At 65.9% G+C, this 13,096-nt stretch carries 8 protein-coding genes, 1 tRNA gene and 1 other RNA gene; 4 read left to right on the top strand and 6 right to left on the bottom strand.

The annotated features are described in order from the left end of the window. Nucleotides 1-60: 60 nt before the first annotated feature. From GGR73_RS02895 to rnr, 4 genes are all read right to left on the bottom strand, one after another. Nucleotides 61-136: non-coding RNA, sX9 sRNA (locus GGR73_RS02895), on the bottom strand. A 67-nt stretch (nucleotides 137-203) separates the two neighbouring features. Beyond that, entirely contained in the window at nucleotides 204-956 is a 753-nt protein-coding gene (rlmB, locus tag GGR73_RS02890) for a 23S rRNA (guanosine(2251)-2'-O)-methyltransferase RlmB (RefSeq protein ID WP_024940443.1), read from the bottom strand. A 249-nt stretch (nucleotides 957-1,205) separates the two neighbouring features. Then, a complete protein-coding gene (locus GGR73_RS02885; RefSeq protein WP_104568652.1) occupies nucleotides 1,206-1,679 on the bottom strand; it encodes a GFA family protein in 474 nt (157 codons plus the stop codon). Nucleotides 1,680-1,816: 137 nt separating this feature from the next. After that, on the bottom strand, nucleotides 1,817-4,363 hold the full coding sequence (rnr, locus tag GGR73_RS02880; protein WP_047128508.1) for a ribonuclease R: 2,547 nt from the start codon (nucleotides 4,361-4,363) through the stop codon (nucleotides 1,817-1,819). Nucleotides 4,364-4,484: 121 nt separating this feature from the next. Here rnr and GGR73_RS02875 point away from each other — a divergent pair. Further along, nucleotides 4,485-4,571 (top strand) — tRNA-Leu (locus tag GGR73_RS02875). 230 nt (nucleotides 4,572-4,801) lie between these two features. Here GGR73_RS02875 and GGR73_RS02870 read toward each other — a convergent pair. Together GGR73_RS02870 and GGR73_RS02865 are read right to left on the bottom strand one after the other, a co-directional pair. Then, complete coding sequence (locus GGR73_RS02870; RefSeq protein ID WP_184455550.1) at nucleotides 4,802-6,325, bottom strand: GDSL-type esterase/lipase family protein; 1,524 nt, start codon at nucleotides 6,323-6,325, stop codon at nucleotides 4,802-4,804. A gap of 329 nt (nucleotides 6,326-6,654) precedes the next feature. Further along, nucleotides 6,655-7,773, bottom strand: coding sequence for an acyl-CoA dehydrogenase family protein (locus tag GGR73_RS02865; protein ID WP_225874194.1), 1,119 nt, complete (start codon nucleotides 7,771-7,773; stop codon nucleotides 6,655-6,657). Nucleotides 7,774-7,925: 152 nt separating this feature from the next. Between GGR73_RS02865 and GGR73_RS02860 the strand changes: the two genes are divergently transcribed. The 3 genes from GGR73_RS02860 to metH all read left to right on the top strand — a co-directional run bounded on the left by GGR73_RS02860 (nucleotide 7,926) and on the right by metH (nucleotide 12,965). Next, entirely contained in the window at nucleotides 7,926-8,921 is a 996-nt protein-coding gene (locus GGR73_RS02860) for an ArsR/SmtB family transcription factor (protein ID WP_024940812.1), read from the top strand. Next, the gene (locus GGR73_RS02855; protein WP_184455546.1) at nucleotides 8,918-10,057 is read left to right on the top strand and encodes a homocysteine S-methyltransferase family protein; all 1,140 of its coding nucleotides are present in this window, start codon (nucleotides 8,918-8,920) and stop codon (nucleotides 10,055-10,057) included. The genes GGR73_RS02860 and GGR73_RS02855 overlap by 4 nt, the downstream gene beginning before the upstream one ends. Before the next feature lie 154 nt (nucleotides 10,058-10,211). Continuing rightward, the gene (gene metH, locus GGR73_RS02850) at nucleotides 10,212-12,965 is read left to right on the top strand and encodes a methionine synthase (RefSeq protein WP_184455543.1); all 2,754 of its coding nucleotides are present in this window, start codon (nucleotides 10,212-10,214) and stop codon (nucleotides 12,963-12,965) included. The last annotated feature ends 131 nt before the right edge of the window (nucleotides 12,966-13,096 follow it).

Here is a 13,096-nt window from a genome sequence, read left to right as displayed (position 1 = left end):
GCGATCTCGCCATGCCGATCGACCTGCGCTCGCCATTGGCACGCACGTGCGATGCAGAGTGGTTGGCGACACAGAGCGAACAGCCGCCAGCTGGATGCGGACGACGTGCAGCAAGCGCAGTGCACGGGTGGTGCGTGCCGAGTCGGGGCATCGGCCGCGCCCGCGCCCACCTGGCGGTGAGCGCAGTCGTTTCGGTGGCCGCCTCAGGCGCCCAGGCGCTGGCGTACCGCTTCGAACAGGGTCACACCGGCGGCCACTGACACGTTGAGGCTTTCGATATCGCCCGGCATCGGGATCTTGACCAGACCATCGCAATGCTCGCGGGTGAGACGACGCAGGCCGTCGGCCTCGCCGCCGAGCACCAGCCCGACGTTGCCGCGCAGGTCCACGCTGTACAGCGACGCCTCGGCTTCACCGGCCAGGCCATACAGCCACACGCCCTGCTTCTGCAGATCGCGCAGGCAACGCGCCAGATTGGTCACCGCGACCACCGGAATACGGTCGGCCGCACCGGCCGAGGTCTTGCGCACGGTCGCGTTGACCGTGGCCGACTTGTCCTTGGGAATGACCACTGCAGTGACGCCGGCCGCGGCCGCGCTGCGCAGGCATGCACCGAGATTGTGCGGGTCCTGCACGCCATCGAGGATCAGCAGCAAGGCACGTCCCTCGGCGGCGGTCACCAGCGCTTCGAGTTCGTTTTCGGCCCACAGCCGCGCTGCGGCATAGCGGGCGACCACGCCCTGGTGGCGCACCTGCCCACCGACGCCATCGAGTGCCTGGGTATTGACCCGGCGCACGTCGATGCCCTTGCGGCGGGCCTGCTCTTCGATTTCGATCAGGCGCGGATTCTTGCTGCCGGCCTCGATCAAGACCTCGCGCACGTTGTCGGCGTCGTTCTCGACGGACGAGGCGACGGCGTTGACGCCGACGATCCACTGATTCTGCTTGCTGCTCATTGCGCCGGATACGAAGAGATAAAGGGGAATGGTAGGGCCTGCGGCCTGCCACGTCACGGCCGGAGCGCAGACGGCGCTAGCGACAAGGAGATCGCGGTGCTCCTGGGCCACGGCCAGAACTTCAGCACGCTGTACGGCCGATTGCGGGGATCGAAGATGGCGCTCGCGCCGTTGTGATGGTGCCGGCACCTGCACGCACCCCGCTGTCGCGCGCCCCTGCGGTAGGCACTCACGCCTGCGGGCGCGGACTCACACTGGCCACTGCGCGGTATCGTGATCCGGGTGCTGCCTTGACACCACATCGGCCAGAAACGCCAATGCGGCGACATCGTCCTCGGTGGTGCGCGCCGGTAGATCGGCCAATGCATCGACGAACGGCAGCTTGCGCTCCACCCCGTACTGGATTGCCGGAGGCAGCTGCTCGGGCGTATCGAACGCACCGGCAGCAATCGCCAGGCCGTCGGGCGCTTCATAGGTCAGCGGCGTTCCACATTCGGCGCAGAAGCCACGCAACATTATCGATGAAGAGGCGAAGCGCTTCGGCTCGCCGCGTGTCCAGCTGAACTCGACACCGCGCACCGAAACCAACGGCGCGTAGTAGGCACCGAAGGCCTTTTGACACATGCGGCAATGGCAGATCGATGCGTCCGTCAGCCTGCCGCGCACGTGGAAACGCACGGCACCGCACTGGCAGCCACCGCTGTACTCGATTGCTGCGTCCATCGTCGCCTCAAGCCTTGAAAGTGGGCACCCAGCGCGCGTTGCGAGCGTCTGCCCGCAACGACCTGCCGCTCATATCCGGCGGTCCGCACGCATCGCGGGCCGCCGCCGGACGGCGGCTCGCGGTCCTGAAGACGCGCTTAGTACTGCTTCTTCTTGCGCTTGGCCGGCTGAGCACTCGGCGGCGGCGGCGGTTCGGGCGAATCGCCGCGATCCTCGGCCAGGCGGAAGTCGATCTTGCGCTCCTCCATGCTGGCTTTCAGCACCAGCACCCGCACCGGATCGCCCAGACGGAACGTGCGGCCACGGCGCTCGCCACTGAGCGTCTTGCGAATCGGATCGAACTGGTAATAGTCCTGCGGCAGCTGGGTGACATGCACCAGGCCGTTGACCTTGGACTGGGTCAACTCCACGAACAGGCCGAACCCGGTCACACCGCTGATCACGCCATCGAACTGGCCGCCGACATGCTTTTCCATCCACGCGGCGCGATACCGCTCGTCGACTTCGCGTTCGGCTTCGTCGGCACGCCGACCACGCTCGGAACACTGCAGCGACAAGGCCGCCATCTGACGCGGGGTATAGATGTATTTTTCCGGGCTGGCGCCGGTCAGGGCGTGCTTGATCGCGCGGTGCACCAGCAAGTCCGGGTAACGCCGGATCGGCGAGGTGAAGTGCGCATACGCCTCCAGCGCCAGACCGAAGTGACCGTTGTTGTCCGGCGAATACACCGCCAGGCTCTGGCTGCGCAGCAGTACCGATTCCAGCAGCGCCGCGTCGGGGCGCGCGCGCACCTTCTTCAGCAACTTGGTGTAGTCGCCGGGGCGCACCTTGCTCCATGCCGGCAGGCTCAGCTGGAATTCCTTGAGGAACTCCAGCAGGTCTTCGTACTTGCTCTCCGGCGGCCGCTCGTGCACGCGGTACGGCGCCGGCACATGCATGCTCAGCAGGTAACGCGCGGCCTCGACGTTGGCGGCGATCATGCATTCTTCGATCAACTTGTGCGCATCGTTGCGCACCAGCATGCCGGCCTGGGTGACTTCGCCGGTGTTGTCGAGCACGAAGCGCACTTCGGAGGTTTCGAACTCGATCGCGCCACGCTGCGTGCGCGCCTTGGACAGCACGTTGTACAGCTGGTGCAGGCGCTGCACCTGCGGCAGCAACGGGCCGATGAAGGCCTTGGTGTCGGCGTCGTCTTCGCCCACCGCCTTCCAGACCTGGTTATAGGTCAGGCGCGCATGCGAGTTCATCACTGCTTCGTAGAAACGCGAACCGGTGACTTCGCCGTCGCGCCCCACCTGCATGTCGCAGACGAAGCACATGCGGTCGACCTTGGGCATCAGCGAGCAGATGCCGTTGGACAGCGTCTCCGGCAGCATCGGCACCACGAACCCCGGGAAATACACCGAGGTGGCACGCTTCTGTGCTTCATCGTCCAGCGGCGTGCCCGGACGCACATAGTTGGACACGTCGGCGATCGCCACCACCAGACGGAAACCGTCGACATTGGGCTCGCAATACACCGCGTCGTCGAAATCCTTGGCGTCTTCGCCGTCGATGGTGACCAGCGGCATCTGCCGCAGATCCACGCGCCCGCCGATCATCTGCGGCTCGACCACCAACGGCACTGCCGCGGCCTCGTCCAGCACTTCCTGCGGAAATTCGTGCGGCAGCTCATGGCCGTGGATGGCCATCTCCACCACCAGCGACGGGGTGAGCTTGTCACCGAGCACCGCGATGATCTTGCCGATCGCCGGGCGCCGCGCGTCCGGCGGCGCGATCAGTTCGCACACCACCAACTGCCCTTCGCGCGCCTCGCCGATACCGTCAGGTGCGATCTGCACGTTGCGTTGCACGCGCTTGTCGTCCGGGTCGACATAGGCCACGCCATGCTCGTAGAAGAAGCGTCCGAGCATGCGCGACATGCGGCGTTCGAGCACGCGGGCGATCGCACCTTCGCGACGGCCGCGGCGGTCGATGCCGGTGACGTTGGCCAGCGCACGATCGCCGTGCATGACCTTGCGCATTTCATAAGGCGGCAGGAACAGGTCGTCGCCACCCTCGTCCGGCTTGAGGAAACCGAAGCCTTCCGGATTGGCGATCACCACGCCGGCGATCAGGCTGGTCTGCTGCACCGGCGCGTAGCCGCCGCGACGGTTCTGCACCAGCTGCGCTTCGCGCACCATCGCTGCAAGGCGCTTGCCCAGCGCGTCGATGCGGTCGCTGAGATTGAGTTGTTCGGCGATTTCCTCGGCGGTCTGCGGGCCATCGCAGGCGTCGAGCAACTGCAGGATGGCCTCGCGGCTGGCGATCGGCTCGGCGTAGCGCAGTGCCTCGCGGTCGGCATGCGGGTCCTTGAACTCCGCCGCCGGGGCGGGCGCTTCGGTCGGCGCCTGCTGGAAGCGTTCCGGCGGCGGCGCCGGCGGACCGCTCTTGCGCGGATGCGGTGCGCGTGGTGCCGGCGGCGTGGGCAGCGCGGGCGCTACCGGCAGCTCTGGCGAGGCGTTGGCGGCCTTGTCGGCAGCGCGTTTGTTGGCGGACTTGGTCGACGCACCGGCGGCGGCGCGGACCAGGAAGTCCGGCATCCAGCCCGGCAACTTCTGTTTTTCGGCGGTGGTGGACTCGCCCGGGCTGGTGGACTTGCGGCGACTGGGCCGATCGGAATCTGGGGTGTTTTTCTTTGTCATTGCTTACATGGTACCCCTTGCGGCCGCGCCATGGGCGGCACGCCTCGCCTGGCCGGTCGCAATTGCCTGCCACCAGGCATTGACAAGCCCGCCGGGAGTCTGCAAAATTCGCGGCTCACCTGCCCAGGTGGCGGAATTGGTAGACGCACTAGCTTCAGGTGCTAGCGGGGGCAACTTCGTGGAGGTTCGAGTCCTCTTCTGGGCACCAGTTTAAAAAGACCTCCGAGCGATCGGGGGTCTTCTGGTTTCTGGGGTCCGGAAAGTTCTGCTGGTGGCCGTGCGCTTGCGTTGCCGGCCGATGGCAGCCCGCTATTGATCGGCGGCCGGCGCTTCATTCCGCTCACGCCATGACGCGGCAACCGTGCAACCGGATAGCCTGCTGCGCGACAGCAGCGCCCTCTTCGACGCCGCTACCCTGACTCCGCAGCGCAGGACGGCCTATGGCGTTGCCGTGATGCCCGCCTCGCGCAGCGCCGTGGCCCAGATCGCATACCCGGTCTCACTGGGATGGGTGCCGTCCGGCATCAGCGCCTCGGGCAAGGTCCCGTCCGGCTGCAGCATCCGAGGGCCGATGTCGACCAGACGCACGGACCGATCCTTGCCATAACGCGCGGCCAGCAGCCGATTGGTCTCGGCAATGGGCGCGCGCTGCGCATCCCCGGCATGGCGGCCGCGCGGCATGATCGCCATCAGGATCAGCTGACTCCTGGGCAAACGGCGACGCACCTCGCTTACCACCGCCTCCACGCCCTGGGCGGCCTCGGCCGGCGTGGCGGCGCGCGCTTGCGCAGTGCCGGTGAGGTTGTTGGTGCCGATATGCAGCACCACCCAGCGCGGATCCAGGCCGTCGAGCTCACCCTGGCGGATGCGCCACAGCACGTTCTGGGTGCGGTCCCAGCCAAAGCCCAGATTCAGCACCGGGCGCCTGCCGTACAACCAGCTCCAGGACTCGGGGCCACTGACACGCGTGGCCTGCGGTGGGCCGGCCCAGAAGTGCGTGATCGAATCGCCGATCATCACCACCTCGGGCTTGAGGGTGCGCGCTGCGGCCAGCGCCGCATGGTGACGCGCGTACCAGTCGTAGGAGTCCTGCTCCAGCCGGTCGACTGGAATCAGCGAGGTCGCAAAATCGCGGCCCAGCGCGGCAACCGGCTTGACCGGCGGCTCGCCGAGCAGGCGCGCCAGGGTCGGCTCGATCGCCTCGGCCAGCATGCGCTGGCCTTGCGTGTCCGGATGCAGGGCAGCGGCCGGCGGGCGGAAACGGGTGTCGTAAAACAGCTCGGTGCGCAGCTTGCCGTCGCGCTGGAAGATCGACCCCACATCCAGATAGGTCACGCGTGCATTGTCGCCATAGCGCACCGCCAGGCCCTGGTTGATCTGCGCATCGCGGCGCGACTTCTCGCTGGAGATGCCACTGGGCAGCACGCCCACCAGCAAGATCTGAGTGCGCGGCAATTTCTGTTCGATCGCCGCCACCACCGCATCGATACCGAGCTGGGCCTGCTCCGCGGTCTGGCCGAGGTGGCCGGTGTTGTTGGTACCAATCAATACCAGCGCGACCTTGGGCTGCAGGCCATCGACCTCACCATTGGCCAGCCGCCACAGCACGTTCTCGGTGCCGTCGCCGCTGAAGCCCAGGTTGAGCGCGCCACGGCTGCCGTAGAAGGTCTGCCAGGTCGGCTGAAAATCCTCGTCCGGTGCCTTGGCTTTTTCGTAGTTCTGGGTGATCGAATCGCCGATCAACAACAGCGGCGTGTCGGCGTGCTGTTTCACCTGCTCCAGCACCTGCGCATGACGCTGCGCCCACCAGGCTTCCTGCAGGCGGTCGGTGGGCACGATCGAGGGCGGCGGCGTTTGCGCACTTGCCGCAGCGCAGACCAGCAACAGCCCCCAACACACCAGCACCGGAACACGGGCGGACAACGAAAGGCGGGAAAACACAGCGTGCAAGGACCGGGGCATGCGCGCACCAGAGGCCAGAGAAGCTGCGATTGTGATCCGCGCGCGCCGCGCGCGACAAGGTCGGGCGCAACTACGCGCGATGTAAGACTGTGACGTTGCTTGCGGTGTGCCGGCGCCAGGCCGCTGACACGGCGCCTCCGCGATATCTGACCGCTCACGTTTGCGTAGGAGCGCGCTTGCGCGCGATGGGGCGTTATCGATAACGCCCCATCGCGCGCAAGCGCGCTCCTACACCGTGCGAGGCAATCGCCAGCGCCACGGTGCCGGATCGACTGTTGCGCAGCTCGGGCCGATGGTGTCGACCGCGGCGTACTGCCGGATCAGGCCCTTCAGCGCAAGCCGGTCTCGCCACGCGCGATCACCAGGCGCTGGATTTCCGAGGTGCCCTCGTAGATTTCGGTGATCTTGGCGTCGCGGAAGTAACGCTCCAGCGGCATTTCCTTCGAATAGCCCATGCCGCCGTGGATCTGCACCGCCTGATGGGTGATCCACATCGCCGCTTCCGAGGCGGTGAGCTTGGCCACGGCCGCTTCGGTGCCGAACTTCTGGCCCTGCCCCTTCAACCAGGCCGCGCGCAACGTCAGCAGCAGCGCTGCATCCAGCTTGCACTTCATGTCGGCGATCTTGGCCTGGGTCATCTGGAAGGTGCCGATGGCCGCGCCGAAGGCCTTGCGCTCCTTGACGTAGGCCAGGGTCGCCTCATAGGCCGCACGCGCGATGCCGACCGCCTGCGAAGCGATGCCGATGCGCCCGGCGTCGAGCACGCTCATCGCGGTCTTGAAGCCCTCGCCTTCCACGCCCAGCACTTCGTCGGGCTGGGCGATGTAATCGGCAAATTCGATCTCGCAGGTGGCCGAGGCACGGATGCCGAGCTTGGGCTCGGTCTTGCCGCGATGGAAGCCGGCGCGATCGGCGTCGACCATGAAAGCAGTGATGCCGCGCGAGCCCTTGTCCGGCTCGGTCACCGCAAACAACACGATGTACTTGGCGACCGGGCCGGAGGTGATCCAGCTCTTCTTGCCGTTGATCACAAAGCTGCCATCGGCCTGCTTGACCGCGCGGCAGCGCATCGCCGAGGCATCCGAACCGGACTGCGGCTCAGTCAGTGCGAACGCGCCGATCTGCGCGCCTTCGGCGATCGCGCGCACGTACAGCTGTTTCTGCGCCTCGCTGCCGTTCTTCAGGATGCCGGTGCAAAACAGCGAGTTGTTGACCGACACGATGGTGGAATGCGCGCCGTCGGCGGCAGCGATCTCGATCATTGCCAGCGCATAGCTGATCGGGTCCATGCCGGCGCCACCGTACTCGGCCGGCACCTCGATGCCCATCAGGCCGTTCTCGCCGAGCAGGCGGATGTTCTCCAGCGGAAACTCGCCGCTGCGATCGAACTGCTCCGCGCTGGGGGCGATCTTTTCCTGGGCGATGCGGCGCGCCACATCCTGGATCATCAATTGTTCTTCGGTAAAGCTGAAATCCACGTCGCACCCCTCCAGGCCTAGGCTGAGCGTCCATTGTAGCCCCAACCATTCGCATGCGTATGTAGTTGACCCCACACCCTGCCCGGCCGAAAATATCTCCATATCGCGATATAGAGATATTCATGGATCTGGAAGACTGGTCGGCGCGCCTGAAGGTATTTGCCGACGCCACCCGCGTCCGCCTGCTGACCTTGCTGGAGCAGGAAGAACTCACCGTGGCCGAGCTTTCGGCGATCACCCGCCTGGCCCAGCCGCGCGTGTCCACGCACCTGGCCAAGCTCAAGGAAGCCGGGCTGGTGCGCGACCGCCGCGCCGGCGTGTCGGCTTACTACCGTTTCGACGAGGTGTCGCTGGACCCGGCGCAGCGCGCCCTGTGGCTGGCATTGAGCACCGGAAGCGACGACCCGCTGCTGCGTCAGGACGCCGAGCGCGTGGCCGCAGTGCTGGCCAACCGCGCCGCCGACCAGAACTGGGCCGACTCGGTGGCCGGCGACATGGAGCGGCACTACTCCCCGGGGCGCACCTGGGAGGCGCTGGCGCGCACCGCCCTGCCTCTGCTGGAAACCGGCGACGTGCTCGACATCGCCTCCGGCGACGGCGTGCTGGCCGAGCTGGTGGCACCACATGCCACCCGCTACATCTGCATCGACACCAGCGCACGCGTGGTCGCCGCCGCCAGCGAGCGCCTGCGCAAGCTGCGCAATGTGGAAGTGCGCGAGGGTGACATGCATGCGCTGCCGTTTCCCGATGCCAGCTTCGACCTAGTGGTGCTGATGCATGCGCTCACCTACGCAGCCAAGCCGGCGCAGGCAGTGGCCGAATCCGCGCGCGTGCTGCGCCCCGGCGGCCGCCTGTTGCTGTGCAGCCTGGCCAAGCACGAACACCGTGCCGCGGTGCATGCCTATGGCCACGTCAATCTCGGCTTTGCTGCCAAGGAACTGCGCAGGTTTGCCGAGAAAGCCGGGCTGGACGTGTCCAGCCTGGAGACGGTGACGCGCGAGAAGCGCCCGCCGCATTTCGAGGTGATTTCATTGATTGCGGTGAAGCCGGGAATTGGGAATCGGGAATCGGGAATCGTTGAAAGCAAAGGCGCTGCTTCGCGGAGAGCTGAATCATGACGCAGGTATCCAATCCCCAAGCTCCAATCCCGTTTGCACTGCCCTGGCTGCATCCCGAACGCGCCGCCAGACTGACTGCCGCGCTCGCCGAACGCATCCTCATCATCGACGGCGCGATGGGCACGATGATCCAGCGCCACGATCTGCAGGAGCCCGACTACCGCGGCAGCCGCTTTGCCGACGGTTACGACAGCGCGCAGGTGCACGTACATGGCCCGGGCTGCGATCACGCACACGCGCCGGAAGGCCACGACCTGAAAGGCAACAACGACCTCCTGTTGCTGTCGCGCCCGGAGATCATCGCCGGCATCCATCGCGCCTATCTGGACGCCGGTGCCGACCTGCTGGAAACCAATACCTTCAACGCCACCTCGGTGAGCCAGGCCGACTATCACCTGGAACATCTGGTCTACGAATTGAACAAGGCCGGCGCGCAGGTCGCGCGCGCCTGCTGCGACGAAGTCGAGGCGCTGACCCCGCATAAACCGCGCTTCGTGATCGGCGTGCTCGGCCCCACCAGCCGCACCGCCTCGATCAGCCCGGACGTCAACGACCCCGGCTACCGCAACACCAGCTTCGATGCCTTGCGCGACACCTACCGCGAGGCCATCGACGGCCTGATCGACGGCGGTGCCGACACGCTGATGGTGGAAACCATCTTCGACACGCTCAACGCCAAGGCCGCGCTGTATGCCATCGAGGAAGTGTTCGAAGCACGCGGCGGACGCCTGCCGGTGATGATCTCCGGCACCATCACCGACGCCTCCGGACGCACCTTGTCCGGCCAGACGGCGGAAGCGTTCTACGCCTCGGTCGCGCATGGGCGGCCGCTGTCGGTGGGGCTGAACTGCGCGCTCGGTGCCAAGGACCTGCGCCCGCACGTGGAAACGCTGGCGCAGATTGCCGACGCCTACGTCAGCGCGCATCCCAATGCCGGCCTGCCGAATGCCTTCGGCGAGTACGACGAAACCCCGGAAGAAATGGCCGAAACCCTGCGCGAATTCGCGCAGGCCGGCCTGCTCAATCTGGTCGGCGGCTGCTGCGGCACCTCGCCGGATCACATCCGTGCGATCGCCCAAGCGGTCGCCGACCTGCCGCCGCGGCAATTGCCTGGCGCGCAGGAGCTGGCAGCGTGATGCAGAGCGATGACACTCATCCGTCCTTCGGGCACCTTCATCCGCATGCGGGGGAAGCAGGCGTGCAGCGCCGGATGATTGCGGACGACTGCGTCCCGTCACTTCCTTTTCCGATCCGGGCTAGCAACGCGGCCGCCCTTCTTCAGAGCATCGCATGAGCACTCCCCGCCACACCCGCCTGTCCGGCCTGGAACCGCTGGTCATCACCCCGGACCTGTTGTTCGTCAACGTGGGCGAGCGCACCAACGTCACCGGCAGCGCGCAGTTCCGCAAGCTGATCAAGGAAGAGCGCTACGAGGAGGCGGTGGACGTGGCGCGCCAGCAGGTCGCCAACGGTGCGCAGATCCTCGACGTCAACATGGACGAGGGCCTGATCGATTCGGAAAAGGCGATGACGCGTTTTCTCAACCTGATCATGTCCGAGCCGGATATCGCGCGCATTCCGGTGATGGTGGATTCGTCCAAGTGGAGCGTGATCGAAGCCGGCCTAAAGTGCCTGCAAGGCAAGAGCGTGGTCAACTCGATCTCGCTCAAGGAAGGCGAAACGCTGTTCATCGAACAGGCGCGCAAGGTACTGCGCTATGGCGCCGCCGCGGTGGTGATGGCCTTCGACGAAGTCGGCCAGGCCGATACCTGCGCGCGCAAGGTCGAGATCTGCACGCGCGCCTACAATGTGCTGACCGAGCAGGTGGGCTTTCCGCCGGAAGACATCATCTTCGACCCGAACATCTTTGCCGTGGCCACCGGCATCGAGGAGCACGACAACTACGCGGTGGACTTCATCGAAGCCACCCGGCAGATCAAACGCACGCTGCCGCACTGCCATGTTTCCGGCGGCGTTTCCAACGTGTCGTTCTCGTTCCGCGGCAACGAGATGGTGCGCCAGGCGATCCACTCGGTGTTCCTGTTCCACGCGATCAAGGCCGGCATGGACATGGGCATCGTCAACGCCGGCGGCATGCCGATCTACGACGAGCTGGACCCGGAACTGCGCGAACGCGTGGAGGATGTGATCCTCAATCGCCGCAAGGACGGCACCGAACGCTTGCTGGAAATTGCAGAGCGCTACAAAGGCAGCAAGGGCGCGGCGAAAGTCGAAGACCTGGCCTGGCGCGAGAAGCCGGTGCGTGCGCGGCTGGCGCATGCGCTGGTGCACGGCATCGACGCATTCGTGGAAACCGATACCGAGGAAGCGCGCCAGCAGTCCACCCGCCCGCTGGACGTGATCGAAGGCCCGCTGATGGACGGCATGAACGTGGTCGGCGACCTATTCGGCGCCGGCAAGATGTTCCTGCCGCAGGTGGTCAAGTCCGCGCGTGTGATGAAGAAGGCGGTGGCGTACCTGCTGCCCTTCATCGAAGCGGAAAAGCTGCGGACCGGCGATGTCGGCAAGTCCAACGGCAAGATCATCATGGCCACCGTCAAGGGCGATGTGCACGACATCGGCAAGAACATCGTCGGCGTGGTGCTGGCATGCAACAACTTCGATGTGGTGGACCTGGGCGTGATGGTGTCGGCGCAGGTGATACTCGACCGTGCACGCGCAGAGAATGCGGACCTGATCGGTTTGTCCGGCCTGATCACGCCGTCGCTGGAAGAGATGTCGCATGTCGCGCGCGAGATGCAGCGGCAAGGCTTCGAGATTCCCTTGTTGATCGGTGGCGCCACCACCTCGCGCGCGCACACCGCCTTGAAGATCGACCCGCATTACACCGCCCCCACCGTGTGGGTGAAGGACGCCTCGCGCGCGGTGGGCGTTGCGCAATCGCTGATCTCGCGCGACCTGCGCCAGGCCTTCGTCGCCGCCAACGATGCCGACTACGCAGAGATCCGCGCGCGCCACCACAATCGCGGCGACGCCAAACGCCTGGTGTCGCTGGAAAAGGCACGCGCACAGCGTTTCGACGGTGACTGGGACACCTACACACCACCCGCCCCGCGCCAGCCGGGCCTGCACGTGTTCGACGACTATCCGCTGCAGGAGTTGATCGAGCTGATCGACTGGACCCCGTTCTTCCAGGCCTGGGAGCTGGCCGGCAAGTTCCCGGCGATCCTCAGCGACGAGGTGGTCGGCACCCAGGCCAGCGAGTTGTACCGCGATGCACGCAAGATGCTGCGCACCATCGTCGCCGAAAAATGGCTGACCGCGAAGGCGGTGTTCGGGCTGTGGCCGGCAAACAGTGTGGGCGATGACGTGGAAGTGGTGCTGACAGACCACCGGGATTCGGCAAACGGGATTGGAGATTCGCAGCAGCCCGGCCAATCCCAAATCCCGAATGCCCAATCCCGGCAGCTCTTGCACTTCTTACGCCAACAAGTCGACAAACCCATCGACCGCCCCGACTTCTGCCTGGCCGATTTCATCGCGCCCAAGAGCAGCGGCAAGCAGGACTGGATCGGCGCGTTTGCGGTCACCGCCGGCATCGGCATCGAGCCGCATGTGGCGCGGTTCGAAGCCGCACACGACGACTACAACGCGATTCTGCTCAAGGCCCTGGCCGACCGTCTGGCCGAGGCACTGGCCGAGCGCCTGCATCAACGCGTGCGCACCGAATTCTGGGGCTATGTGGAGGATGAGACGCTGGACAACGAGGCGCTGATCGCCGAGCGCTATCGTGGCATTCGCCCGGCTCCGGGGTATCCCGCCTGCCCCGAGCACAGCGAAAAGCGCACCCTGTTCGACCTGCTCGATGCCGAGCGTCATACCACGATGACGCTGACCGAAAGTTTCGCGATGCTGCCCACCGCAGCGGTCTCCGGCTATTACTTCAGCCATCCCAGGAGCCAATACTTCGTGGTCGGGCGCCTGGGCAAGGAACAGGTGGCCGACTATGCCAAGCGCAAGGGCATCACCGTAGCATTGGCCGAACGTTGGCTGGCATCGAATCTGGATTACGACCCGGAATAAGCACAGCCGCAGACCACAGACATCGTAGGAGCGCACCCGGGCGCGATGCGGCTTTACCGGTAAAGCCGCATCGCGCCCGGGTGCGCTCCAACGTGGCGCCGCCCCCAAGCGCGGCGGCGCCCCTGATCACC

It is taken from the genome of Xanthomonas sp. F14, assembly GCF_014199865.1.
This window is presented reverse-complemented; position numbering and strand designations above follow the sequence as displayed.

Bases quoted from the DNA above. Each gene is read 5' to 3' on its own strand.
- rlmB (WP_024940443.1), bottom strand. From the start codon at position 956: ATGAGCAGCAAGCAGAATCAGTGGATCGTCGGCGTCAACGCCGTCGCC.
- rnr (WP_047128508.1), bottom strand. From the start codon at position 4,363: ATGACAAAGAAAAACACCCCAGATTCCGATCGGCCCAGTCGCCGCAAG.
- GGR73_RS02870 (WP_184455550.1), bottom strand. From the start codon at position 6,325: ATGCCCCGGTCCTTGCACGCTGTGTTTTCCCGCCTTTCGTTGTCCGCC.
- GGR73_RS02860 (WP_024940812.1), top strand. From the start codon at position 7,926: ATGGATCTGGAAGACTGGTCGGCGCGCCTGAAGGTATTTGCCGACGCC.
- GGR73_RS02885 (WP_104568652.1), bottom strand. From the start codon at position 1,679: ATGGACGCAGCAATCGAGTACAGCGGTGGCTGCCAGTGCGGTGCCGTG.
- GGR73_RS02855 (WP_184455546.1), top strand. From the start codon at position 8,918: ATGACGCAGGTATCCAATCCCCAAGCTCCAATCCCGTTTGCACTGCCC.
- metH (WP_184455543.1), top strand. From the start codon at position 10,212: ATGAGCACTCCCCGCCACACCCGCCTGTCCGGCCTGGAACCGCTGGTC.
- GGR73_RS02865 (WP_225874194.1), bottom strand. From the start codon at position 7,773: ATGATCCAGGATGTGGCGCGCCGCATCGCCCAGGAAAAGATCGCCCCC.